Below are 22,870 nucleotides of genomic sequence, written 5' to 3' on the forward strand. Positions count from 1 at the left end.
CCACTCTCCGAGCCTCCCGCAAACCGGGCGGTCGGGTCAGGGCCGAAGGTCACCCGGGCCGGGGACCCGTGTCCCGATCCGGTGTCGTGGACCGCCGGATCGCGCGTCGCGAGCGCACAATGTTCGCACTGTGTTGCGACGAGCTCTGCCGGGTCTGCGGCAATACCGGGACTATCAGCGCGCGTGGCTGCGTTCGGACGTGGTCGCGGGCGTGACCGTCGCCGCGTATCTGATCCCGCAGGTCATGGCCTATGCGACGGTCGCCGGGCTGCCCCCGGTGGTGGGGCTGTGGGCCACGATCGCGCCGCTGGCGGTGTACGCGCTGCTGGCGACCTCGCGGCAGATGTCGGTGGGTCCGGAGTCGACCACCGCGCTGCTCACCGCGGTCGCGCTGGCGCCGCTGGCCGCGGGCGATCCGCGGCGCTACGCCGCGCTGGCCGCGGTGCTGGCGCTGCTGGTGGGCGCGTTGTGCCTGGTGGCGGCGCTGGCCCGGCTCGGGGTGCTGGCCGATCTGCTGTCGCGTCCGGTGCTGATCGGCTATCTGGCGGGGACCGCGGGGCTGATGATCGTGGGTCAGCTGGGCCGGGTCACCGGTGTGCCCGTCGAGGGCGAGACGGCCATGGCCCAGCTGCGCTCGTTCGTGGCGAACCTGGGCGGCTGGCATCCGGCGACGGCGATCCTGGCCGCGACCGTGCTGGTCGCGCTGCTGGTCATGGCCCGCTGGACGCCGCGCGCCCCGGGACCGCTGCTCGCGGTGCTGGCCGCGACGCTGGCGGTCGCGGTGTTCTCGCTGGAGCGATTCGGCATCGCGGTGGTGGGCTCGGTACCCGCCGGACTCCCCGTCCCCGCGCTGCCGACGCTCGCGATGGCCGATGTGGCGGCCCTGCTGCTGCCCGCGGCGGGCATCGCGGTGGTCGGCTTCTCCGACAACGCGCTGACCGCCCGCGCGTTCGCCGCCCGGCACGGCCGGCACGTGCAGGTCAACACCGAGCTGGCCGCCCTCGGCGCGACCAACGTCGCCGCCGCGGTCACCCACGGCTTCCCGGTGAGCAGCAGCGGCAGCCGCACTACCATCGCCGACCTGATGGGCGCGCGCACCCAGCTGTATTCGCTGGTGTGCCTGGCCTCGGTGCTGGTGGTGCTGTTCGGCGCCACCGGGGTGCTCGCGGAGTTCCCGATGGCGGCGCTGGGCGCGCTGGTCGTCTACGCGGCACTGCGGCTGATCGATGTCGCCGAGTTCCGCCGGATCGGCCGGTTCCGGCGCAGCGAACTGCTGCTGGCACTGGTCACCACCGGTTCGGTGCTCGTGCTCGGGGTGCTCTACGGCGTTCTCGTCGCGGTCGCGCTGTCGGTGTTCGACCTGCTGCGCCGCATCGCCCGCGGTCACGACGCGGTCCTCGGCTTCGTCCCCGGGCTGGCGGGCATGCACGATGTCGACGACTATCCGGCCGCGCGGCCACTGCCCGGCCTGGTGGTGTACCGCTACGACGCGCCGCTGTTCTTCGCCAACGCCGAGGACTTCCGCACCGGCGCGCTCGCCGCGGTCGACTGGTCGGCCGAGCACAGCGGGGTACCGGTCCGCTGGTTCGTGCTCAATGTGGAGGCCAATGTCGAGGTGGACCTGACCGCGCTCGACGCCGTCGAACAGGTGCGAGCCGAACTGGCCGCGCGCGGCATCGTCTTCGCCATGGCCCGCGTCAAACAGGACCTGCGGGTAGCCCTCGACGCCGCGGGCCTCACCACCCGCATCGGCCCCGACCGCCTGTTCCCCACCCTCCCGACCGCGGTCGAGGCCTTCCGCGCCGCACACCCGGAGGCGGGCGAGGATCCGTGACGGTCAGCCCTCGACGAGGACTTCGGTCAGGGGCCTGCGCGGGGTCGGGGGATGGAGTTCGCCGGTGGGGGCGATGCCGATGCGGAGGACGACCTGGGGCGTGCCGGGGTGGCCGAGGAGGCCGACCAGGGTGCGGCGGCTCGCGGGGAGTTCGGTGATGTGGGTGAGGGCGCAGGTCGACAGGCCCGCGGCGGTGCACTCGAGCAGGACCGCCGAGAGGGCCTCGCCGGTGCGCAGCCAGGACAGCGGGGATTCGTCGGCGGAGGCGAGGACCGCGAGGCGCGCGTTGTCGACGCTGTCGGCGCGGCGGGCCGAGCGGCCCGGGGTCGGGAAGGTGCGGGCGACGCCGACCCGGGCCAGCTCCGATTCCGACGGCAGCGCGCTCGGCGGCACGCCGTCGGGGTGCTCGGAATGCCCGGCCCACCAGCGCAGTTCGGCCTGGTACTGCATGTCGTAGTGGCGCAGCGCGTCGGACTGTTCGGAGGCCGTGGCCAGCCGGGGGCGCACGTCGTCGGTGAGCAGGTCCAGCGACAGCTCGTGTGGCGCGAGGACCTTGTCCAGCGGCGACAGCACCGAGTCCAGGCCGATGGGGGCGTCCATCGGCAGGCGGTCGGTGTAGCGGCGGTCGATGGCCTCGGCGCGGCGCAGTTCGGCCATCGGCGGGTCGGGCCAGGGCTGGAATTCGATCCGGGCCAGCAGGTCGGGGCGGTCGGGGTCGGGGAGCCTGCTGACCTCGGTGTGCCAGTGCGCGGCGGCGAAGGCGGTGCGCACATGGTGCAGGACCGCGCCGCAGCTGATCACCGCCTGCCGCCCGGTCGGGTCCGCCTCGACCAGTTGCCTGCCGAGATCGCGGAACAGCAGCAGCGCGGTGCCGTCGAACGCCCAGCGCCACGGCTGCGTGTTGTGCACCGACGGTGCCCGGCAGCCGAGCCGGATGGCCGCGCGCACCGTGGGATGGTCGGGCGCCGGATGAACTCGGTCATCGTTCATACCTGCCAGTCTGGCCCCCTGTGGTCCCGAGCGCCACGGTCCTTCTGCCCCTCCGGCGGGGACCGAAGTCCCTGATCACGGCGCTGCCCGCACGGCCGGACCGTACGGGCAGCGGGTGAAAAGGGGTCAGACGGCGGCCGATGCCCGGCGCCGGGGTTCCATGGCTGCGGCGACCAGATAGCTGCCGCCGCCGGCTAGGGCCAGAACCCAGTACGGGCTCGCGCCGTCGAGGAACAACGCCGCGGTGGAGGTCAGCGCCAGCCAGGCGCCGAGCGCGTATTGCAGCACGTCGCGGTAGGCCGCGCCGCCCGCGAGGTAGAGCAGGCCGACGATCAGACCGGAGCCGGTGGGCCACAGCAGCATCTTCAGATCGTCCTGGCTCAGCGCCGAACTCAGCGCGGTGATCACGAAGAACAGCGCGCTGAAGCCGATCAGCCAGGACGCCGCCAGCAGATTGCCGACGACCGCGTCACGGCCGCTGACGCCGCGCTGGGCCCGCATGGTCACGACACTGGTGACGACCATCGCCGTGAACAGCCCGGCGATCAGCAGCGCGCCCGGCACGGCCGAGGGCAGCCGCAGCAGAGGATCGTCGCCGTGCGACAGGGCGTACGCGCCGTGGCCGAGCAGCCAGGCCAGGCCGAAACTCAGGTACGAGGGCCGGTTGTCGAGCAGGACACGCAGGGTGGACGGGTGCTGGGACATGGGGGAATCTCCTGTACGAGGTGGGGTGGATCAGGCGACGAGGACGACTTTGCCGACGACCGTGCTGGACTCGGCCAGCTCCACGGCCCGCGCGGCTTCGGTGAGCGGGATCCGCGCGGCGACCTGGGCCCGCAGCTCGCCACGGGCGGCGAGGGCGAAGACCGCACCGAGGTCGGCGCGGATCCGGTCGCGGAAGCGGGCGGCACGACGCTTGCCCGCCCACAGGTTGAAGAAGTGCGCCCGGCGCCGGTTGGGCAGGGCGTTCCAGAGCAGCAGGGTGGCCAGCAGTTTCAGCACCGGCAGCCGGGAGTTGCCCGCGTCGTCCCTGGTGGCGGCGGTGCCGTAGGACACGAGCGTGCCGTGCGGCGCGAGCAGCGCGAACGAGTCGGCGATGCCGGGCCCGCCGACATGGTCGAACACCGCGTCGACGCCGTCGGGGGCGAGCTCGCGCACCCGCGCGGGCACGTCGTCGCGGTAGTCGACCCAGGTGGCGCCGAGCGCGCGCACGGCGTCGGCATGGCGCGCCGAGGCGGTGCCGATGACGTGGATGCCGTTGGCCCGGGCCAGCTGGACGAGCGTCGAACCGACGCCGCCGTTGGCGCCGAGCACCAGCACGGTCTGCCCGGCGCGCACCCGCGCGGTGCGGAACAGCATCTGCCAGGCGGTGATCCCGTTGACCACGAACGTCTCGGCTTCGGCGGGCTCGAGTGTCGCGGGCACCGCGACCAGATCGGCCGCGTCGAGCAGCGTGTGGCTGGCCCAGCCGCCGATCTTGGTCAGCGCGGCGACCCGGGTGCCGAGCAGCGCCGGATCGACGTCGGCGCCGACCTCGGCCACGATGCCGACCAGGTCGTAGCCGGGCACGAACGGGAACGGCGGCTGATCGTAGTACTTGCCGCGGCGCATCTGCTGTTCGGCGAAGGAGACCCCGCTGGCCTCGACGCGTACGAGCGCCTGCCCGGCGCCGGGCGCGGGCAGTTCGCGCCGGGTGACCAGCAGTCCGTCGGGTGCGACGCGGCCGGGGAGGACGATTTCGGTGGCGGTGGTGGACATCGGAACTCCTAGTGTGTGACTGGTCAATCACTCGATGGGTCGAAAAAATGCCCCCGGAGGGGCAGAGGGGAATCAGTGGGGTTTCGGGTGGCGGATGCCCGCGGTGACGATGGTGGCCCACGGGCTGTCGTCGCCGTCGAGTCCGAGGGTGGTGATCAGGTGGCACAGCTGCCCGAACGCGATGAACCGCTGCACGTATTCGTCCGCGGCGCCGGAGCGTTCCTTGGCCAGCTCGGTGACCCGGGCCAGCCCCTCGCGCAGGGCCGCGCCGATCTCCGGCTCGTCGGCCACCGATTGTGCGTGGACCTGGAGCATGAGCAGGCTCTTGTCGCCGATGAGCTCGGCGTACGCGCCGCCCATGTCGTACAGGATCTGCTCGGGACTCTCGCCGGTCGACCGCGCCGCGCCCGACGACATCGCCGCCACGATCCGGTCGAAGCACCGCTCGAGCGCCGCGACGAACAGGGCGACCTTGCCGGGGAACAGCTTGAACACGTACGCCGGGGAGATCTGAGCCGTCGCGGCCACCGTGCTGATCGGGGTGCCGTGATAGCCGGTCCGCGCGAACTCGACGATCGCGGCATCGACCACCGCGTCGCGGCGCAGGTCCGATCGGGAGAGGGTGACTCCGCTCTTGCTCATGTGAGTGACCGTACACTCACTCTTTTCCGCGCGTCAATACCCGATCCGTTGTCGCAGGTTGCGACCCGCTTCAGCCGAGCAGACTTCGGACGATGTCCGCCCATGCGCGCAGGGTGGTGCGGGCCGAGGTCTCGGAGGTGTGCAGCACCCGGCCGGTGGCGGTGCCGCGCAGCACGGTGATGGTGAGGTCGCGGATCACCGGATAGCGGGGGTGGGCCACCACCTCGGGGCCGAAGACGCCGTCGACGACGCGGAGGAGGTCGCGGCCCGCGGCGCGTTCGGCGCACCGCAGGGCCGCGGCCAGGTCGGGGTCGGTGCGGGCGGCCGACCACAGCTCCAGCTCGGCCTGGGCCGCCGGCTGGGTCATCGAGTCGTAGAGCGCGGCCAGTGCCCGGTCCACCGGGTCGGCGTCGGCGCCGAAGCGTTCGGCGGCGGCCAGCGCGGCCCGCTCGTTGCGCGCGACCAGGTTCTGTACCAGCGCGGTCGTCAGCGCGCCGATGGTCGGGAAGTGGTGCAGCAGCGCGCCGCGGCTGAGGCCGGCCGCCTCCTGGACGGCCACCGTGGTCAGCGCGGCATAGCCACGCTCGACCAGCAGGTCGGTGGCCGCTTCGAGGATGCGGGCGCGCGTCGCCTGTTTCTGTTCTTCCCGGGTCGCCACTGGTCGGGGCCTCTCTGTTCGTTCGCCGAGATTTTCACAGTCACACTTGACTGTCAATGGGCCGGTCCGCCATGCTCCGTGGGTATCGGCAGAGAGTGCAGCCCTGCCGAATCATCCTCGACCTCGGGAGGGCATCCGTGCCGAACAGCAACGCCGACCGAACCGCGCCCTGGTACGACAGCTGGACCGAGGGCCCGGAATCCCCGTGGCAGCATCGCCCGGACCCGGACTTCGACCGCGAGTACGCCACGCTCACCTACGAGCGGGACGGCCGGATCGCCCGGATCACCTTCAACCGCCCCGACAAGGGCAACGCCATCACCCCGCACACCCCGCGCGACCTGGCGCACGCGGTCGAGCGCGCCGACCTCGACCCGCGGGTGCACGTCATCGTGGTGTCCGGGCGCGGCAAGGGCTTCTGCGGCGGCTACGACCTGGACATGTTCGCCGAGCAGAGTTTCGCGGGCGCCGACGGACCCGACGAGGTCACCGGGACCGTGCTCGACCCGATGGTCAACGCGATCAACCACAACCCGCACGGCGTGTGGGACCCGATGATCGACTTCGCCATGATGAGCCGGTTCACCAAGGGTTTCGCCAGTCTCATGCACGCGAACAAACCCACCGTCGCCAAGCTGCACGGCTTCGCCATCGCGGGCGGCACCGACATCGCGCTGCACGCCGACCAGATCATCTGCGCCGACGACACCAAGATCGGCTACCCGCCCACCCGCGTCTGGGGTATCCCCGCGGCCGGCCTGTGGGCGCACCGGCTCGGTGACCAGCGTGCCAAGCGGCTGCTGTTCACCGGCGACTGCATCAGCGGCAAGCAGGCCGCCGAGTGGGGTCTGGCGGTGGAGTCCTGTCCCGCCGAGGAACTCGACGAGCGCACCGAAGCGCTGGTCGAGCGGATCGCCCGGATGCCGGTCAACCAGCTCATGATGGCCAAGCTCGCCCTCAACTCCGCCCTGAACACCCAGGGCGTCGCCAATTCGGCCATGATCAGCACCGTCTTCGACGGCATCTCCCGGCACACCCGCGAGGGCTACGCCTTCCAGACCCGTTCCGCCACTGTCGGTTTCCGCGAAGCGGTCCGCGAGCGCGACGACCCGTACGGCGACCACAAGCGCGCCCAGTTCGAACGCTGAGCGGATCCGGTTTTCACGCGGGCTGGGGCACGTCCACGGTGAGGAAGTCCGCGATCGCCGCCCAGGTGCTGGATCGGGCCTCGGGTCCGGCGATGATGCCGAGGTGGCTGCCGTCCACCTCGGCGAAGCGGACGGTGGCGGCACCGGTGAGGACCTCGGTGCCCGCCGCGACGGAGGCGGCGGTGGCGAGTTTGTCGCGGCGGCCGCCGACCAGCAGGACCGGTGCGGTGATCCCGGCCAGCCGGACCGCGTGGCCGGGGCCGAGATTCACGGTGCCGCTCCACATTTCGTTGCGGACGATCAGCTGGCGATAGACCTGCCGGTAGAAGCGGCCGGGGTAGCCGGGCATCTCGTCCATGAACCGGTCGACGGCCTGCATCCGCGCCAGCGCCTCGGTGTCACCGGCGTTGCGGGCGATGTACCACGGCTTGGTCAGTTCGCGGTCCAGCGACTGGGCCCGGAAGCCCATCCGCACCGCGTGTTTCGGGATGCCGCCGGCCAATCGCACCGGCGCGGTGACGAAGTGGCTCGAGGTGCGGCGCCCGACCGCGTGGGCGAGCGCCATCGGCCCGTTGCGGCGCTGGTCGAACGGTGTGCCGACCGCGGTGATCGAGGCGATCGGCAGTCCCGGATCGGCCGCGGCGGTGAGCAGGCTGATGGTGCCGCCGAACGACCACCCGATGACCTCCACCGGCGCGTGCCCGTGCGCGTCGCTCACCGCGCGGACGGCCGTGGGCACGATGTCGTCGACCCACTCCTCGAACCCGAGATGCCGGTCGGCGTAACCGATGTCGCCGTAGTCCACCACGTAGACGTCGCGACCCAGCCCCAGCAGGAATTCCACCAGGCTCTGGCCCGGCCGCAGGTCGTAGCACGAGATCGTCACCGCCAGCGGCGGCACCAGCAGGACCGGATTCCCGGTGGCCGGGGTCGAGCGCCGGTAGCGGCGCAGGGTCCGATGCGGCTCGGCGTAGACGACGTCCGACGGCATCGGCTCGTACGGTTCGATCCCCCGACCGAGCAGCGCGCCGACATTGCGCACCGCGACATCCCAGCTGACCACGACTTACCCCTCGATACCCAGCGCCGTCGTCCGACGGCATGTGACCTGGACATCGTGTCCCATTTACATTGCCGCGCGCAAATCGCCCACCGAGGTCGCATCGGGCATATGCCCGGCATCTGCGCGGGTAAATGGGATGCGACTCCCGGCTATCCGGCGGGCTCCCGCATGGCCCGCCGGATCGGCGCGCTCTGCCGAGCGGGGTGGATCAGGGCAGGACGGCCGGGATGAGGTGCGGCGCCTGCTGGGCGACGATCGTGCCGAGGTAGGCGCCCACGTAGTACCCGGCGTAGGTCCCCGCCACGCCACCGATGACGCCACCGGCCACGGCGCCGACCGGCACCGCGACCCCGCCGGTCGGCACGGCCAGCGGGCTGGCCAGTGCCGCGCCGCCCGCCGCGCCGAGTCCGGCGCCGGCGAGCCCGCCGATCACCTGACCGGCGGTCGACCCGAGGAAGGTGGCGTTCTCGATCGGGCTCGCGATCGGCGCCGCCGCGGCCACCGGTTCCGCCACCGCGCCCGGCTGTGCCGCGGCGACTTGCGCGGTGGGGACGACCCGCGAGATCGGCTGCGCCGCGAGCACATCGGTGAACTCCGTCTCCGCGTGCGCGATCGGGGCGAGCTGCGCCTCGACGTGCGAAGTCGGCGTGAAGTGCGGGGCACCGGCTTCCGTCGCGATCTCGTCCGCCGTGTCGGGGAGGTGGGCGACGGTCGCTTCCGCGGCCTGCGCCGTCCCCGGCCCCACCCCGAACGCGATCGCCGCGGGCAGCGCCACCGCCACGGGAAGTCCTCGCAGCGCCTTGCCGCGCTTGCTCACTGCACGATGCCGTCCTGCCACCTGAGTTCCTTCCCGAGTCCAGCTCTGTCGCCAGCAAGATCGACAACGGGCCGCCCCGCGCTACCGGCTTGTGACCGGCCTCGCTCGGGCCGCGTCGCCGCTATGGTCGACGTCCCGTGGCATGTGCGGACAAGTTGTTGTCGTGACAGGACAATTCTCGCGGGGCGGACGCGGCGAGAATCTTCAGGTATGAGTTCCTCCCTGCACAGCACCGAACAGCTGGATGTCGTGGTCATCGGCGCCGGACTGTCGGGCATCAACGCCGCGTATCGCCTGCAAGAACAGTGCCCCGGCAAGAGTTACGCCATCCTGGAGGCCCGCGAGTCGATGGGCGGCACCTGGGATCTGTTCCGGTATCCCGGGATCCGCTCGGACTCCGACATCTTCACCTTCGGCTTCGGCTTCAAGCCCTGGCGCGGTGACAAGCCGCTCGCCGAGGGCGCCGAGATCCTGTCGTACCTGCGTGAGACCACGGCCGAGAACGACATCGACCGGCACATCCGCTACGGCACCAAGGTCGTCGCCGCCGACTGGTCCACCGCCGAGCAGCGCTGGAATCTGGACCTCGAGGTCCGCACGGGAGATGCGGTCGAACGCCGGACGCTGAGCGCGCGCTTCGTCTACCTGTGCTCGGGCTACTACCGCTACGACGCCGGCCACACCCCCGACTTCCCCGGCCTCGACGACTTCACGGGTCAGGTGGTGCATCCGCAGTTCTGGCCCGAGGACCTGGATTACACGGGCAAGCGCGTGGTCGTCATCGGCAGCGGCGCGACCGCGGTGACCCTGGTGCCCGCCATGGCATCGACCGCGGGCCACGTGACGATGCTGCAACGGTCGCCCAGCTGGATCGGCGCGGTGCCCTCCCGTGACAAGGTCGCCGACCGGCTGCGCGCGGTCCTGCCCGCCGGTCTCGCGCATCGGCTCATCCGCGCCAAGAACATCACCCGTGGCATCGCGATCTACACCTACTGCCGCCACAACCCGCAGGGCGCCCGCAAGATGCTGACCGGGCTCGCGACCAAGGTCCTCGGCGGCGACGCGACGGCCGTCGCCGAACACTTCACCCCCAGCTACGACCCGTGGGACCAGCGGCTGTGCGCCGCGCCGGGCGGCGACTTCTTCAAGGTGATCCGCGGCGGCGACGCCTCCGTGGTGACCGATCGGATCGACACCTTCGTCCCCGAGGGCATCCGGCTCGCGAGCGGCCGGGTACTCGAGGCCGACCTGGTGGTGACCGCCACCGGACTGCAACTGTCGGCGGGTGGCGGTATCGAGTTCACCCTGGACGGCCGGCCCGGGAACCTGAGCGAGTCCTTCCTGTGGCGGGGCGCGATGGTCAGCGGTGTCCCCAACCTCGCGGTGTGCATGGGTTACATCAACGCGTCGTGGACCCTGCGGGCGGATCTGTCCGCGCGGCTGGTGTGCCGCGTGCTGCGGTACCTCGACGCCGAGAACGCGACCTCGGTGTCGCCGCAGGCGCCCGCGGGCATGCGGCGGTTGCCGATCATCGATCTGAAGTCCGGGTACGTGCAGCGCTCGATCAGCGAGTTTCCCGCGCAGGGGCCCAGCGGTTCCTGGCGTGTTCCGCAGAACTACCTGATCGACCGCTTCGCGACCCTGCGCGGCGGATTCGACCGCGACCTCGAGCTGACGACGGTGCCGCCGCGCGCCGAGGTACTCGTCTAGGTCGTTCCCGCGGCCGCCGCCTTGCGCACGGCCGAGGGCGCGCGGCCCCACCAGCGCCGGGCCGACCTCGTCAGCGAGGCGGGCTCGGCGAAGCCGACCATCGCCGCCACCTGGCTCAGCGGCAGGTCGGTGGTGGTCAGCAGGCGTTTGGCGGCGCCGCGGCGGACGTCGTCGAGCACGGTGTTGAAGCTGGTGCCCTCGTCGGCCAGTTTGCGCTGCAAGGTGCGCGGGTGCATCGCCAGCAGGCCCGCCACGGCCGCGATGTCGAGGGTGGCGGTGCCCAGGGACTGGGCCAGGGTCGAATGGACCTGGGCGGTGTATTCGGGGGTCGCGAGGTCGGGGGCGCGGCGTTGCAGCATGACCAGGGCGAGCCGGCGCACGTCCTCGTCGCTGGTGGTCAGCGGTCGCGAGCGCAGGCTCGTCGGCAGCCGCAGCAGCGCCGCGGGCTTGCCGGTGCGGACCGGAACGCCGTAGAACTCCTCGTACCGCCGCAGGCTCGCCGGCGGACGGTAGGGCAGTTCCACCGAGCGCAGCCCGTACGGTCCGCCGGCGAGTTTCTCGGTGGCGCGATGGATGAAACCCATGGTCAGATCGGTGCCCTGGACCGGCCAGTACCCCGGCAGCGGCATGTCCAGCCGGAGCGCGACCACGCCGCGCGCGTGATACGGGTCGTCCCGCATGGTCAGGCGCATGCCCTTGCTGTGTACGAACAGGTAGGCCATCGCCGACTCCAGCGCCTGGCCGAGGGTGGCCGAACTCTGCATGGCCAGGGCCAGCGGTCCGAGCATGCTCACGTCCTGGAGCCGGGCCACGCGCAATCCCAGGTCGGGGCAGTCCAGTTCGAGTGCCGCCAGTTCCAGCAGCATGCCCATCGTCCGGTCGGACACGAGCAGGTCGTCGGCGTCGAGCGCCTGCGGCGGGAAACCGGTGCGCAGCGCGAGGTCCTCGGCATCGCCGCCGAGTTCGGCCACCACCGCCCGGAAGCCCCGGATACCCGCCGACCGGATCACCGCCATGCCGCCATCGTCGGGAATGTGTCGTCTCCGGTCAAGTTCTTGTCGCGTGTAGACAATTCTCGGGGTCAGGTTGGCGCCGGGTGACGCTCGCTGACCGAGCTGTCGAGTAGAACTGGGGGCATGAACCAGCCGGCCGCCGATATCGACGAGCAGCCCCCGGCGCCGCGCAAGCGCACCGGTGGGCGCTCGGCCCGGGTGCGGCAGGCCGTGCTGGCCGCCACCCTGGAACAGGTGGCCGAACACGGCATCGAGGGCCTGACCATCGGCGATGTCGCGGCCCGTGCCGGCGTCGCCGAGACCACCATCTACCGCCGCTGGAAAACCCGCACCGCGCTGGTCGCCGAGGCCGTCACCGACCTGGCCGCCCTCGGCAACCCCGTCCCCGACACCGGTTCCCTGCGCACCGACCTGCGAATCTTCACCGAGCAGATCGCCCACCTGATCGCCCGCCCCGGCATCGCCCGCCTGGTGGGCACCATCATCGCCCTCTCCGCCGACCCCGAGGTCGACGCCGCCCGTCAGCGCTTCTGGACCCACCGCTTCGACCAGGGCTCGCTCCTGGTCACCCGAGCCGTCGACCGCGACGAACTCCCCGCGTCGGTGGACCCCCGGGAATTCCTCGAAACCCTCTCCGCCCCCCTCTATTTCCGCCTACTCCTGGGCCGCGACCCCGTCGACGAAGCCTTCATCACCCACTGCATCGACAACACCCTCACCCTCTACACCCACCCGGCCCCCTGACCGTGCGGCTGGTCAGTGGCCTCGGGGATCGGTCAGATCCAGGCCTTCGCGGGACTTGACGCGGCGGTGTTCGAGGAGGAGCCAGACGACGCCGGCGCCGGCGAGGAGGACGGCGGCGACGCCGGCGATGGTGGCCCAGCCGGCGAAGCCGTAGCCGGTGGCGGTCAGGCACAGGCCGAGCGCGATGACACCCAGCGCGCACAGGATGATGCCGGGGAAGTTGTAGCCGTCCTCGAGGCTCTCACCGGCGTGGCTGCGGGTGGTACGGGCATGGTCGGGGAACTCACCGTCGACGTGCTCGGTGCGCTTGCGGATCTGCCCGTGCTGATTCGAAGAGGTCATGAGCGGGCGTTACCCGCTGTGCCGTGCCTCAATCGAGGTCAGTGCCTGCCCTCGGCGAACTCCTCGACGATCTTGGCGCAGAAGGCGGGCAGGTCGTCGGGGTTGCGGCTGGAGACCAGGCCGTTGTCGGTGACCACCTCCTGATCGACCACCGTGCCACCCGCGTTGCGGATATCGGTGCGCACGCTGGGGTAGGAGGTGAGGGTGCGGCCACGCACCGCGTCGGCCTCGACGAGCGTCCACGGGCCGTGGCAGATCACGCCGATCGGCTTGCCGGTCGCGACGAACTCCTTCACGAAGCCGACCGCCGCCGGATCCTGGCGCAACTTGTCGGGGTTGGTGGTGCCGCCGGGCAGCAGCAGTGCGTCGAAGTCGTCGGGGCTGGCCTGGCCGACCACCTGGTCCACGGTGAACGTGTCGCCCGGCTCGACATCGTGGTTCATCGCCTGGATCTCGCCGGATTTCAGCGACAGCAGCGCGGTACTCGCCCCCGCGTCCTCCACCGCCGTGCGCGGCTGGACCAGTTCCACCTGCTCCACTCCGTCGGTGGCCAGAATGGCGACGCGCTTTCCGGTGAGCGTGTGCTGCGGCATGGTGATCTCCTCTGGGTCGACTGTGTGCCTCGATGCCGGGCACATACCCGATCTCCGGCGGCGAAACCGATTGACGACCCCGGAGCCGGGTAGGGCCTCGGTGTGACCGCGATACTCGCGCAACAGAGGCAGGTGTAGTCATGACGTCGATGGATCCCGATCCCGCGCGCACCCCCGACCTGGAGCCGGGCGGGGGAGTGGCACCCGGATCGACACCACCGGAAGCCGGCCAGGTCTCCGGCCTGTCCGCTCCCGAACCCCGCACCAGCCGCCATTTCCCGCCGACAGGGGTGGCCGCCGTCGTGGTGGTCGTGGTGCTGGTCGCCGTCTTCGTGATCGCGGCGGTCGGCATCCTGCTCACCCTGTGAGCCCCTGGATTCGACCCGAGGAGGAACCCATGCCGCGCACGAACAACCCCGACGAAGACCGCGACGAGCCGGAGGGCGGCAGGCCCGGACCCGCCGATCACGGCGGCGAGGGCGGTATGGCGACCCGCGAAGTCGCCCCGGAAATGGCCGAGACCGAGCACGCCCAGGAACCACCGGACTGACATCGGCACTCGAAACCGCAGGTGGTCGGGGTTAACCTGGACTGATGGGTCCCGCGGTGCCGGCACCGATGCTGGCCAAACCCGGACGGCCGCCGGTGCCGCCAGGTGGCTGGTGCGCGGAGATGAAGTGGGACGGCGTCCGCGCGATCGCGCGCTGCACGCCCGACGGCGTGGGCTTGTGGAGCCGCAACCTGCGCGAGATCACCGCCTCGTATCCCGAGGTCGTCGCGGCGCTCACCGAGATCGTCGAGGGCCGCACCCTGATGTTCGACGGTGAACTGGTCGCGCCCGACGAGCGCGGAGCGCCGTCGTTCGCGCTGCTGCAACGGCGGATGCACGTCCAGCGGCCGAAGCAGGCGCTGATCGCCGAGGTCCGCGTCGACTACATCGCCTTCGACCTGCTCGCCGTGGACACCGAGATGCTCTTCGACGACCCCTACTCGTCGCGTCGCGCCCAACTCACCGACCTGGGCATCGACGACGGCGCGCGGGTCCGCGTCCCACCGAACTGGTCGCTGGCCGACACCGACGCCGACCAGCTGCTGCAGGCGGCCGCCGACACGGGCCTGGAGGGCATCGTCAGCAAGCGGGCCGACTCGCGCTACGAGCCCGGCCGCCGCTCGCCGGCCTGGATCAAGACGGTGCTGCGCGCCACCACCGAGGCTGTGATCGTCGGCGCGGTCCCCGGCACCGGCCCCAACGCCGCGACCTTCGGCGGCCTGGTCCTGGCGGGCCACACCCCCGACGGCCACCTGCACTGCATCGGCGGCGTCGGCACGGGGTTCACCACCGAGGCGCGGCGCACCATCCGCGCCGCCCTGGAGGAGGTCCGCCGCGACACCAGCCCCCTCGACGACCCACCCCCACCCACCGTCACCCGCGCCGCGTGGTGGGTTGATCCGGTGTTCGTCGCCGATATCGAATACCGCGAGATCAGCGGCGACGGCCTGCTCCGCCACCCCAGCTTCCGCGGTATCCGCACCGACAAGACACCCGACGAGGTCGAAGTCCCGCGCTAGCGATCCGCCCGCCGATGAGTTCTCGCCGCCGGGCACGTCACTATCGGTATGGCGACACACAAGCTCGAAGTTCCCGGCGCGACCCTCACCTACGACGTCCACGGCCCGCTCCCGACCGCCGACGGGCGGCCGCCGCTGCTCATGATCGGCCTGCCCATGGACGCGAGCGGTTTCAGCGCCCTCGCTGCGCATTTCGCCGAACGCACGGTCGTCACCTACGACCCGCGTGGGCTCGGTCGCAGTGTGCGCACCGACGGTGAGGTCGACAATGTCCCGGCCGTGCACGCCGACGACGTGCATGCCGTCATCGAGGCGATCGACGCGGGCCCGGTCGAGATCTTCGCCAGCAGCGGCGGGGCGATCGTCGCGCTCGCCCTCGTCACCGCCCATCCCGGCGACGTGACCACTCTCGTCGCGCACGAACCGCCGCTGCTGACGGCGCTCCCCGATGCCGCGGCAGCGGCACGTGCGGCGGCCGGGTATCGCGACGCCTACGCGGCGAAGGGCTTCGGCGCCGGCATGGCCGCGTTCATCGCGATGACCTCCTGGCCCGGCGAATTCACCGACGCCTACTTCGCCGCCCCCGCCGCCGATCCCGCGATGTTCGGCCTGCCCACCGACGACGACGGCGCCCGCGACCACCCCCTGCTGTCGGAGCGTTCCCGTCCGGTCCTCGCCTACCGCGCCGACATCGCCGCCCTCACCGCGGCGCCCACCCGGATCGTCCTCGGCTACGGCGAGGAGTCCACGGGCACCGTCACCGAACGCACCTCGACCGCACTCGCCGACCACCTCGGCCACAAGCCGGTCCTGTTCCCCAGCCACCACGGCGGATTCACCGGCCCCGACTCCGGCTACCCCGGCCAGCCGGAAGCCTTCGCCCAAGTCCTCCACGAAGTCCTCGACCGCGACAACTGACCCCGCCGCGCCCTACCCGCCCGCTCCCATGGCTCCGCTGCTGCCGCGCCGCCGCACCGGCGACCAGCGTTCACCGAGCAAGGCTTCGGGACCGGTCCGACTCCCGCACAACACAATCGGTGAATTCGCCCCCCAAGCGCCGGCGTTCGCATCGGGTAGCTTCGCCGGGGCGAAATCACACTTCGGCGAGTTCGTTGATGTCGGCCGTGGACAAGACATGCTCGGGTATACCGTCGCGCGCGGCACGGATCATCACCTGGCCGATCCGGACGGCCGAGGTCACCTGGCGCGGCGCGATGCGGCGAATCACCGGATACAGCGGGACCACCAGGCGATACAGCGCGACATAGGCCTTGGACCTGGGCTTGCCGCCGGGCACGGGGACGATGAACGCGGGCCGGAACATGTAGGCGCGGTCGGTGAGCGCGAGCAGCGCGTCCTCGGTTTCGCCCTTCACGCGCGCCCACATCTGCCGCGAGCTGGTGCCGGTACCGGCACCGGAGACATAACAGAAGGTCAGACCCGGGTTGACCGCCAAGACGGCATGCGCCGCGGCCAGTGTCAGGTCGTAGGTGACGGCGCGATAGCCGTCCTCGCGCATACCCAGTGACGAGGTGCCCAGGCAGAAGAAGCAGGCGTCGTAACCACGCAGCTGTTCCCGAATGGCCGAGAAGTCGGTGAAATCCGTGTGCCTGATCTCGCGCAGTTTCGGGTGCGTGCGTCCGGTGCCGGAGCGGCCGATCGCCAGCACCTCGGTGACGGAGTCCGACCGCAGACAGGCCTCGACGACGCCTTGACCCACCATCCCGGTAGCTCCGAAAACAATGATCCGCATGTTCGTCCTTGTCCCGAAAGATGTTGTCGCAGAAAGACGGTCAGGCGTCGAGATAGGTGACTCCGGTCAGTTCCTCGGAGACCTGCCACAGCCTGCGCGCCAGCTCGGGATCGTGGGACTGCCTGCTCGACGACACCGGCTTCGGGTAGCCGCGGACGCCGCCGAATCCGTCGGGACCGTAGTACTGCCCGCCGGTGGCCGCGGGATCGGTCGCCGCGCGCAGGGTGGGCAGTGCGCCCATGGCGGCGGACTGGGTCACCAGCTTCATCATCGGACCTCGCAAGGCGGCGGGCAGATGCCTGCCCAGTTCGGTGTTCGAGCCACCGGGGTGCGCGGCGAGCGCGACCGTCGATGCGGCCGTGGCGGTCAGGCGCCGCTGGAGTTCGTAGGTGAACAGCAGATTGGCGAGTTTGGACTGGCCGTAGGCGACTACCCGGTTGTAGCCGCGGTCGAAGTTCAGGTCGTCGAAGTGGATGGCGGCGCGGATCCGGTGCCCGATGCTGCTGACGGTCACCACGCGCGAATCCGGCACGGGCACAAGGCTTTCCAGCAGCAGTCCGGTGAACGCGAAATGGCCGAGATGATTGGTGCCGAACTGCAGCTCGAACCCGTCGGCGGTGCTCTGCTTCGGCGGATACATCACGCCGGCGTTGTTGATCAGCAGATCGAGGCGCGGATGGGCGGCTTTCAGCTCCCGCGCCGCCTCGCGCACCGACGTCAGCGAGCCCAGGTCCAGCCGCAGCAGTTCCACCTCGGCCGTGGGCGTGGCGGTGGTGATCAGGTCGACGGCGGCTTTGCCCTTGTCGAGATCGCGCACCGCCATGACGACGTGCGCGCCCTTGGCGGCCAACGCCGCGGCGGTCTCGAAGCCGAGCCCGGAGTTGGCGCCGGTGACGACCGCCGTGCGGCCGGTCTGATCAGGGATGTCGGTGGTGGTCCAGTCGGACATGATGTCTCCTTCTCGGGAATAACGAACCATCGGTCTCTAACGTAAGAGACCGGTGGTCTGTTGTCAAGAGACCTGCGGTCTGTAAAGTGTGCGCATGGGTACTTTCCAGCGCGCCAGGAGCGAGGAGCAGCGCGAGGAGCGGCGTCAGGTCATCCTGCGGACCGCGGCGACCATGCTGGGTGAGATGCCGTTGTCCGCGGTGAGCCTCAACGAGCTGAGCCGTCGCGTGGGCCTGGCGAAGTCGAATGTGTTGCGCTACTTCGAGTCTCGCGAAGCGGTACTGCTGGATCTGCTCGTCCAGCTCGTGGGCGACTTCTTCGCCGACATCGCCGACCGGCTGCCCGCGGCCGTCGACACGGCCGGCTCGGTCCGGGCCAGGGCCGCGAGCGTCGCGTCGGTGCTCGCGGCGACGTTCGCGGCGCACCCCATGCTGTGCGAGCTGATCAGCGCCCAGGCCGGCGTCCTCGAGCGCAATGTGTCCGCCGAGGCGGTCCTGAGCTACAAACGGAGTGCCTACGCGAGCCTGGGCGAATTCACGGCCGACCTGCGCCGGGTGCTGCCCGAACTCGGCGACCGCGAGGCCGCCGAGGCCGCGATGACCATCCTGCTGCTGGCGGGCGCGCTGTGGACCCACGCCCACCCGCCGCAGGCGGTGCTGGAGGCCTACGCCGCCGACCCGTCCCTGGTGGTCATGCCCGACGGCTTCGCCGAGTCCCTGGAGAAGATGATCAGGTTCGTCCTCCTGGGTGTCCTGGCCGACGGGGGAGCGCTCACCGCGTGAGCGTTCGGCGCGGCAGCACGCCGCTTTCGGCCGCGGTGCCCCGGTTGAGGAACGTGCTCACCCGGCTCGCCACGCCTGCCCCGTTCATCAGCAGCTTGACGGCCGTCGACGACGGCGCGGGCAACATGCCCGCCAGCTGCACGCCGTCGACGAGGTCGTAGAGGGTCTCGCCCTCGTACATCAGGCGGTCGGTGCCGAAGTGATAGCGGTCGACCGCGGTGCACTGGTTTCCTGTTCGTGGAGTGGACCGAGGGCAACCTCGGCACCGACCGTGAGGCCTTCGTCGACCACGTCACCGCGGTCGTCGGGCAGCTGCTCGCGCTCCCCGCCGAATCCGGTTCTGGCCGAGGCTAGTTCAGCTCGCCCTCGAAACCGCTGTAGATCTCGGTGGCCTCGGCGAAGCCGCCGCCGATCCGCTGGGCCAGGGCGAGGGCCTCGTCGCATTTGCGCAGGGTCGTCGTCAGCCGGTCCCCGCCGTCGGCCTCGGCCGTCAGGTGCGCGGCATGGTCGGTGAGCCATTGCCGGGCGGCGGCCACGTCCATCGCCGGCACGAAGCCGCCGACCTCGTAGTTCTCCTCGATGGTGTCGCGGATCGGCCACGGGAACTCGGGCATCTGCGCGCCGAGCAGGCCGAGCAGCGGCTCGTTGTCGGTGAACCCGGGTGGCCGGCCGAGACCGGCTTCCCCGGCCAGCAGCGTCGGCCAGCAGGGGCCGCGATCCATCCAGCCGGGCAGCAGGGCCGCGGCGAACTCGACGACCGCGAACTGCAGATTGTTCGCCAGTACCTCACCGGCGTCCTGGGTGTCGCCGCTCGGATGGGTCACCTCGCCGCGGCCGGTGCGCAGCGCCACCATCGCGTCGCGCAACAGCCGGATCTTCCACGACAGCAGCGTGGTCAGGCCGTGATCGTCGGGGAGCGATCCGTCCGCGTCCGGCTGGGTGTGGGCCGCGAGCCGGGGATCGAGGGCGCGCAACTGTTCGACGGCCAGCGCGTCCACCGTCTCGGGCGCGCAATTGGTGTAGCGCACAACGGCTTCGGCCACGTCGGCGGCCGCGTCCGCGGTGATGAAGTACGGTCGCCCCCAGACGTAGAGCTGGGCGTCGAAACCGCTGTCGTGTCCGGCCGCCGCGTAGGCGCCCAGCGCCCAGGCCTTCGCGCGGAAGCGGACCTTGCGTTGCTCGACCGCCCTGGCGACGAGATCGTCGAGATCGTGGTCGGCGCCGAACCCGGCGACGAAGGGGATGATCCGCGACTCGATCAGTCGAATGTCCACAGCGTGGAAGCTGGTGTCGAAACCCACCATGCCACGCTACCGGTCCGCAAATACGTTGGCGTGCTGGGGGTTTCGATGCCGCATTTGCCGGGTACCCTCCCGCCTGCCTATGTTCAGGCGGTGTTGTCGCGTTTTCGCCGATCGAAGAGCCGAGTCCAGCAACTGGTGCCCACCGAGGTCGATTGGCGGTATCTCCGGGATGCCCTGACGCTGACACTGACGCGCGTCCCGGCCGGTGCCGTCGTGGCCCTGCGGGCCTGGGACTGCGAGGAACGGCAACTGGCGATCGTGATGTACCGCACCGAGCTGATGCTGCGCCTGACCTCCGGCGAGGACACCGACCCGCGCTACCGGGTCTCGCCCGCCGACGAGGCGCGGCTGGCCAAGCTCGGCTGGGTGCGCGCCTCCGGGGAGACCGGCCGCGGCGCCTGGTGCCGGCTCACCTCCTGGGCGGCGGGCGAGCAGGCGGCGGCGAGCGTCGCCGAGCTGATCGTGAGCACGCTGCGCGACGCCTTGCGCACCGCGCCGACCGCGTGGGGACCGGGTTCCTGGTGGCGACCCGACTCCGCCCCCGACGGCGAAGCGGTCCCGCCCGTCGACATCGGCGCGCTGAGCCTGGCCCTCGGTGGCGCCGTCGAGCAGGTGCTCGAACAGAATCCGCAGGCCGACGCCGCGGCCGAGCTGGCGCAGTGGCGGCGGTCGCGGATCGACGCCCTGGCGGCGGTGTGCCGTGGCGACCGGCAGGCCGATCGGATCGCCGCCGACATCGCCCAGCGGCGCGTCGCCGAAGCGGGGGCGCGCATCTCGCTCGCGCGCCACCATCCCGGCCGGGGCGGCCGCCTCGACGTCATCGCCACCGCGGGCCCGCGCCGGCTGCTGGTCCTGCACGTCAACGCCGATCCGCACGACGACACCCCGCTGTCGGAAACCATCGACGGCCAACGGTGCCCGGAGCTGTCCGGCCCGTACCTGCACCGGATGCTGCGCTCCTACCCGCGCGTGCCCCCGGTGGTGCCGGAGCTGTGGGATGTCGTCCCGGCGTACGAGCGCGGGCTGCTCGACATCGAATACCTGTACCTGCGACTCGATCCCCGGACCAACCGGATCGCCGCCTACCCCGCGCAACTCTGAACCGCCGGATCAGAACCGGTAGGACCCGAATCGTTCGACCGCCACGAACAGCGACACCGCGAGCAGCACGAGATTGACCACGGCGTTGGGGAATTCCCGCGCGACCACATGGGTGACGATGGCGCCCGCCATGATCACCGCGATGCCGACGGCCGCCAGCGGTGTGAGCCACGGCAGGATCCCGGTGGCCGCGGGCAGGATCAACCCGAGCGCGCCCAGCACCTCGACCGCCCCGAGCGCTTTGACCTGCCCGTCGGTGGCGTGTTGGGTGAACGACATCTTCTCGGTCAGCTGGACGCGCGGAGTGATCACCTTCACCACTCCGGCCATGCCGATCATCAGCGCGAGTGCGATCTGCAGGATCCACAGCAGCACGTTCATCTCCGGATACTCCTCTCGCCGCCCGACGTTGCGTTCGGCGTTGGTGCTGGTCACAGCTGGTCTGCGAACCGACTGCAGGCTTAAACGGACTTTACCCCGCTTAATATTCCTGCGGTAATGTACCGGGCGGTGGAACCCTTGTCGCTACCCCTCGGGCAGCCGCGCGCCGAACGCGGCGACGCGGTCCGCAACCGTCAGGTGCTGCTGGCCACCGCGCGCGAGATGATCGCCGAACTCGGCGTGGAGCACGTCACCATGGACGGCCTGGCCGAGCGCGCCGGCCTGGGCAAGGGCACGGTGTACCGGCGCTTCGGCACCCGCGCGGGCATCTTCCACGCCCTGCTCGACGCCGACGAGATCGCCTTCCAGCAGCGCGTCCTGGGCGGTCCGCCCCCGCTCGGCCCCGGCGCCGATCCCGTCGCCCGCCTGATCGCCTACGGCCGCGCCCGCATCGAGCACCTGATCGAACACATCGACATCGCCCGCGCCGCCCTCGACACCCACGGCCCCATCCCCACCGGCCCGCCCACCATGTCGCCCCTGCACCTGCGCATGCTGCTCGACCGAGCCGACCTCGGCGTCACCGACACCGACACCCTCGCCCTCCAGCTCACCGGAGCCCTCGAAGGCCCCATCCTGCTCTTCCTCGGAACATCGGGCGAGTCCCCCGACTCGGCTGCCGCCCGCCTCACCACCAGCTGGGAGTCCCTGATCGAGCGCCTGTGCGCCGCCCACCGCTGAGATCCACGGATCTCTAGGGCTCGTCGCGTCCGAGGTTTGTGCCGATCCGCTTCGTCCGGCGGGTCTTGCTGGGCAGCGTGAGACGGAGAAAGCCGCCGGCTATGCCTCGCGCGCTGGTGCGGCTGCGCTCATCGAGGCTCAGCGTGGCGGCCACGGTCTCGCGGCCGAGTACGGTCACCATCCGGCGATCCAGCTGGTAGATGATGCCCCGCGCCCACAGGGTGTACACCAGGACGAGTCCGGCGATGCAACCCGTCAACTTCAGCGTCCACTGCCACCCTTCGATCGGGGCCAGGATCGCGGACTTCGCGAGATGGCCGACGATGAGGTGCTGTGCCACGACGACGATCACCGCGGCGATGAGGAAGCGGTACAGGCGGGTGCGCTGCAGGTCCGCGCTCAGCATGGCCTCAGCGAGCGCGCCCCGCTGCTCGGCCGGGGTGAGGGCGCCGAACGCGGGCCCGATCGTCAGAGTCGGCCGGTGCCAGTCGAACTGCGGGTACACACCGTCCACGCACCACTCCGGCGTCCGGTCACCCAGTTCGACCAGCGGAGTCCGCACGCCGAATCGCTCCGCGAGTTCGCCGACCTGCGCGGTGATTTGCTCTCGATCCACCGGCACATGATGTATCAAGTGGCTCTCCGCTGCCTGCGGGAGGCGGTGACCTCAGCCCTCAGTGGCCCGGCGACGCGCCCGGAGCGTAGCGCCGGACTGCCGAGAGCACTTCGCGCAGAGTCGGATTGACCATCGCATGCCCTGCCACACTGACCGTGGGAACCGTTTCGTTCCCGTCGGCGACGGACCGCACGTAGGCGGCCGCGTCCGGGTCCTGCCAGATGTCGCGCTCGGTATAGCGCAGCCGCGCCAGCCGCATCTTCCATCGCAGTTTCATCGAGAACGGGCAGCCGGGGCGGGTGTAGACGACGACCGCGTCGCTGGAGTTCGGCATGCCAGGATTATCGGCGCCGGGGGTTGCCT

Annotated in this window: 28 protein-coding genes; 11 read left to right on the forward strand and 17 right to left on the reverse strand. The window is 71.0% G+C overall.

The window, feature by feature from the left end; translation table 11 throughout:
• Positions 1 to 130 precede the first annotated feature (130 nt).
• Positions 131 to 1,834, forward strand: a complete 1,704-nt coding sequence (locus tag EL493_RS10320) for a SulP family inorganic anion transporter (RefSeq protein ID WP_022567103.1) — start codon at positions 131 to 133, stop codon at positions 1,832 to 1,834.
• A 3-nt stretch (positions 1,835 to 1,837) separates the two neighbouring features.
• Here EL493_RS10320 and EL493_RS10325 read toward each other — a convergent pair whose 3' ends face one another.
• The 5 genes from EL493_RS10325 to EL493_RS10345 all read right to left on the reverse strand — a co-directional run bounded on the left by EL493_RS10325 (position 1,838) and on the right by EL493_RS10345 (position 5,882).
• Entirely contained in the window at positions 1,838 to 2,824 is a 987-nt protein-coding gene (locus EL493_RS10325; protein WP_022567104.1) for an Acg family FMN-binding oxidoreductase, read from the reverse strand.
• Positions 2,825 to 2,950: 126 nt separating this feature from the next.
• A complete protein-coding gene (locus tag EL493_RS10330) occupies positions 2,951 to 3,529 on the reverse strand; it encodes a hypothetical protein (protein WP_019045535.1) in 579 nt (192 codons plus the stop codon).
• 30 nt (positions 3,530 to 3,559) lie between these two features.
• The gene (locus tag EL493_RS10335) at positions 3,560 to 4,582 is read right to left on the reverse strand and encodes a medium chain dehydrogenase/reductase family protein (protein WP_019045536.1); all 1,023 of its coding nucleotides are present in this window, start codon (positions 4,580 to 4,582) and stop codon (positions 3,560 to 3,562) included.
• A 72-nt stretch (positions 4,583 to 4,654) separates the two neighbouring features.
• A complete protein-coding gene (locus EL493_RS10340; protein ID WP_019045537.1) occupies positions 4,655 to 5,224 on the reverse strand; it encodes a TetR/AcrR family transcriptional regulator in 570 nt (189 codons plus the stop codon).
• A gap of 70 nt (positions 5,225 to 5,294) precedes the next feature.
• Positions 5,295 to 5,882 carry a TetR/AcrR family transcriptional regulator gene (locus EL493_RS10345; protein ID WP_019045538.1) on the reverse strand — a complete coding sequence of 196 codons (588 nt, stop codon included), beginning with the start codon at positions 5,880 to 5,882 and terminating at the stop codon, positions 5,295 to 5,297.
• A gap of 137 nt (positions 5,883 to 6,019) precedes the next feature.
• Here EL493_RS10345 and EL493_RS10350 point away from each other — a divergent pair, with 137 nt between their 5' ends.
• Positions 6,020 to 7,030, forward strand: coding sequence for a crotonase/enoyl-CoA hydratase family protein (locus EL493_RS10350; protein ID WP_019045539.1), 1,011 nt, complete (start codon positions 6,020 to 6,022; stop codon positions 7,028 to 7,030).
• 13 nt (positions 7,031 to 7,043) lie between these two features.
• On the opposite strand, the gene EL493_RS10355 is transcribed toward EL493_RS10350, so the two are convergent.
• The gene (locus tag EL493_RS10355) at positions 7,044 to 8,093 is read right to left on the reverse strand and encodes an alpha/beta fold hydrolase (protein ID WP_019045540.1); all 1,050 of its coding nucleotides are present in this window, start codon (positions 8,091 to 8,093) and stop codon (positions 7,044 to 7,046) included.
• Positions 8,094 to 8,301: 208 nt separating this feature from the next.
• Entirely contained in the window at positions 8,302 to 8,931 is a 630-nt protein-coding gene (locus EL493_RS10360; RefSeq protein WP_126405649.1) for a hypothetical protein, read from the reverse strand.
• 189 nt (positions 8,932 to 9,120) lie between these two features.
• On the opposite strand from EL493_RS10360, the gene EL493_RS10365 reads away from it, so the two are divergent.
• On the forward strand, positions 9,121 to 10,620 hold the full coding sequence (locus EL493_RS10365; RefSeq protein WP_019045542.1) for a flavin-containing monooxygenase: 1,500 nt from the start codon (positions 9,121 to 9,123) through the stop codon (positions 10,618 to 10,620).
• On the opposite strand, the gene EL493_RS10370 is transcribed toward EL493_RS10365, so the two are convergent.
• Positions 10,617 to 11,636 carry an AraC family transcriptional regulator gene (locus EL493_RS10370; protein WP_019045543.1) on the reverse strand — a complete coding sequence of 340 codons (1,020 nt, stop codon included), beginning with the start codon at positions 11,634 to 11,636 and terminating at the stop codon, positions 10,617 to 10,619. The genes EL493_RS10365 and EL493_RS10370 overlap by 4 nt on opposite strands.
• A gap of 120 nt (positions 11,637 to 11,756) precedes the next feature.
• Here EL493_RS10370 and EL493_RS10375 point away from each other — a divergent pair, with 120 nt between their 5' ends.
• Positions 11,757 to 12,377 (forward strand): TetR/AcrR family transcriptional regulator, encoded by a 621-nt coding sequence (locus EL493_RS10375; RefSeq protein WP_019045544.1) that lies wholly within the window; start codon positions 11,757 to 11,759, stop codon positions 12,375 to 12,377.
• Between the two features lie 12 nt (positions 12,378 to 12,389).
• On the opposite strand, the gene EL493_RS10380 is transcribed toward EL493_RS10375, so the two are convergent.
• Both EL493_RS10380 and EL493_RS10385 read right to left on the reverse strand, forming a co-directional pair.
• On the reverse strand, positions 12,390 to 12,719 hold the full coding sequence (locus tag EL493_RS10380; RefSeq protein WP_019045545.1) for a hypothetical protein: 330 nt from the start codon (positions 12,717 to 12,719) through the stop codon (positions 12,390 to 12,392).
• A 38-nt stretch (positions 12,720 to 12,757) separates the two neighbouring features.
• Positions 12,758 to 13,312: a type 1 glutamine amidotransferase domain-containing protein gene (locus EL493_RS10385; protein WP_019045546.1), complete on the reverse strand. Its 555-nt coding sequence runs from the start codon at positions 13,310 to 13,312 to the stop codon at positions 12,758 to 12,760.
• Positions 13,313 to 13,452: 140 nt separating this feature from the next.
• On the opposite strand from EL493_RS10385, the gene EL493_RS10390 reads away from it, so the two are divergent.
• From EL493_RS10390 to EL493_RS10400, 4 genes are read left to right on the forward strand one after another with little or no spacing between them, the layout of a single operon-like run.
• Positions 13,453 to 13,680: a DUF6480 family protein gene (locus EL493_RS10390; RefSeq protein WP_019045547.1), complete on the forward strand. Its 228-nt coding sequence runs from the start codon at positions 13,453 to 13,455 to the stop codon at positions 13,678 to 13,680.
• A 29-nt stretch (positions 13,681 to 13,709) separates the two neighbouring features.
• Positions 13,710 to 13,862, forward strand: a complete 153-nt coding sequence (locus tag EL493_RS32255) for a hypothetical protein (RefSeq protein WP_019045548.1) — start codon at positions 13,710 to 13,712, stop codon at positions 13,860 to 13,862.
• Between the two features lie 44 nt (positions 13,863 to 13,906).
• On the forward strand, positions 13,907 to 14,881 hold the full coding sequence (gene ligD, locus EL493_RS10395) for a non-homologous end-joining DNA ligase (protein WP_019045549.1): 975 nt from the start codon (positions 13,907 to 13,909) through the stop codon (positions 14,879 to 14,881).
• Between the two features lie 48 nt (positions 14,882 to 14,929).
• Entirely contained in the window at positions 14,930 to 15,799 is an 870-nt protein-coding gene (locus EL493_RS10400; RefSeq protein WP_019045550.1) for an alpha/beta fold hydrolase, read from the forward strand.
• A 175-nt stretch (positions 15,800 to 15,974) separates the two neighbouring features.
• On the opposite strand, the gene EL493_RS10405 is transcribed toward EL493_RS10400, so the two are convergent.
• The gene (locus tag EL493_RS10405) at positions 15,975 to 16,634 is read right to left on the reverse strand and encodes an NAD-dependent epimerase/dehydratase family protein (RefSeq protein ID WP_022567107.1); all 660 of its coding nucleotides are present in this window, start codon (positions 16,632 to 16,634) and stop codon (positions 15,975 to 15,977) included.
• Between the two features lie 40 nt (positions 16,635 to 16,674).
• Positions 16,675 to 17,583 carry an SDR family NAD(P)-dependent oxidoreductase gene (locus tag EL493_RS10410; RefSeq protein ID WP_019045552.1) on the reverse strand — a complete coding sequence of 303 codons (909 nt, stop codon included), beginning with the start codon at positions 17,581 to 17,583 and terminating at the stop codon, positions 16,675 to 16,677.
• A gap of 94 nt (positions 17,584 to 17,677) precedes the next feature.
• Here EL493_RS10410 and EL493_RS10415 point away from each other — a divergent pair, with 94 nt between their 5' ends.
• Complete coding sequence (locus tag EL493_RS10415) at positions 17,678 to 18,364, forward strand: TetR/AcrR family transcriptional regulator (RefSeq protein ID WP_022567108.1); 687 nt, start codon at positions 17,678 to 17,680, stop codon at positions 18,362 to 18,364.
• On the opposite strand, the gene EL493_RS32970 is transcribed toward EL493_RS10415, so the two are convergent.
• Together EL493_RS32970 and EL493_RS10425 are read right to left on the reverse strand one after the other, a co-directional pair.
• On the reverse strand, positions 18,354 to 18,545 hold the full coding sequence (locus EL493_RS32970) for a hypothetical protein (RefSeq protein WP_019045554.1): 192 nt from the start codon (positions 18,543 to 18,545) through the stop codon (positions 18,354 to 18,356). The genes EL493_RS10415 and EL493_RS32970 overlap by 11 nt on opposite strands.
• Before the next feature lie 169 nt (positions 18,546 to 18,714).
• Positions 18,715 to 19,638 carry a hypothetical protein gene (locus EL493_RS10425; protein ID WP_126405651.1) on the reverse strand — a complete coding sequence of 308 codons (924 nt, stop codon included), beginning with the start codon at positions 19,636 to 19,638 and terminating at the stop codon, positions 18,715 to 18,717.
• 120 nt (positions 19,639 to 19,758) lie between these two features.
• Here EL493_RS10425 and EL493_RS10430 point away from each other — a divergent pair, with 120 nt between their 5' ends.
• Entirely contained in the window at positions 19,759 to 20,769 is a 1,011-nt protein-coding gene (locus tag EL493_RS10430; RefSeq protein ID WP_126405653.1) for a TY-Chap domain-containing protein, read from the forward strand.
• 9 nt (positions 20,770 to 20,778) lie between these two features.
• On the opposite strand, the gene EL493_RS10435 is transcribed toward EL493_RS10430, so the two are convergent.
• Positions 20,779 to 21,204 carry a DoxX family protein gene (locus EL493_RS10435; protein WP_019045558.1) on the reverse strand — a complete coding sequence of 142 codons (426 nt, stop codon included), beginning with the start codon at positions 21,202 to 21,204 and terminating at the stop codon, positions 20,779 to 20,781.
• 75 nt (positions 21,205 to 21,279) lie between these two features.
• Here EL493_RS10435 and EL493_RS10440 point away from each other — a divergent pair, with 75 nt between their 5' ends.
• Positions 21,280 to 21,891, forward strand: a complete 612-nt coding sequence (locus EL493_RS10440; protein ID WP_198041013.1) for a TetR/AcrR family transcriptional regulator — start codon at positions 21,280 to 21,282, stop codon at positions 21,889 to 21,891.
• A 13-nt stretch (positions 21,892 to 21,904) separates the two neighbouring features.
• Here the strand turns inward: EL493_RS10440 and EL493_RS10445 are convergent, their stop codons facing one another.
• Together EL493_RS10445 and EL493_RS10450 are read right to left on the reverse strand one after the other, a co-directional pair.
• Positions 21,905 to 22,507, reverse strand: a complete 603-nt coding sequence (locus EL493_RS10445; RefSeq protein WP_019045560.1) for a hypothetical protein — start codon at positions 22,505 to 22,507, stop codon at positions 21,905 to 21,907.
• Between the two features lie 58 nt (positions 22,508 to 22,565).
• On the reverse strand, positions 22,566 to 22,841 hold the full coding sequence (locus tag EL493_RS10450; protein WP_019045561.1) for a glutaredoxin domain-containing protein: 276 nt from the start codon (positions 22,839 to 22,841) through the stop codon (positions 22,566 to 22,568).
• Positions 22,842 to 22,870: the final 29 nt, after the last annotated feature.

Origin of the sequence: Nocardia asteroides, from assembly GCF_900637185.1 — a bacterium.
Lineage (GTDB): Bacteria > Actinomycetota > Actinomycetes > Mycobacteriales > Mycobacteriaceae > Nocardia > Nocardia asteroides.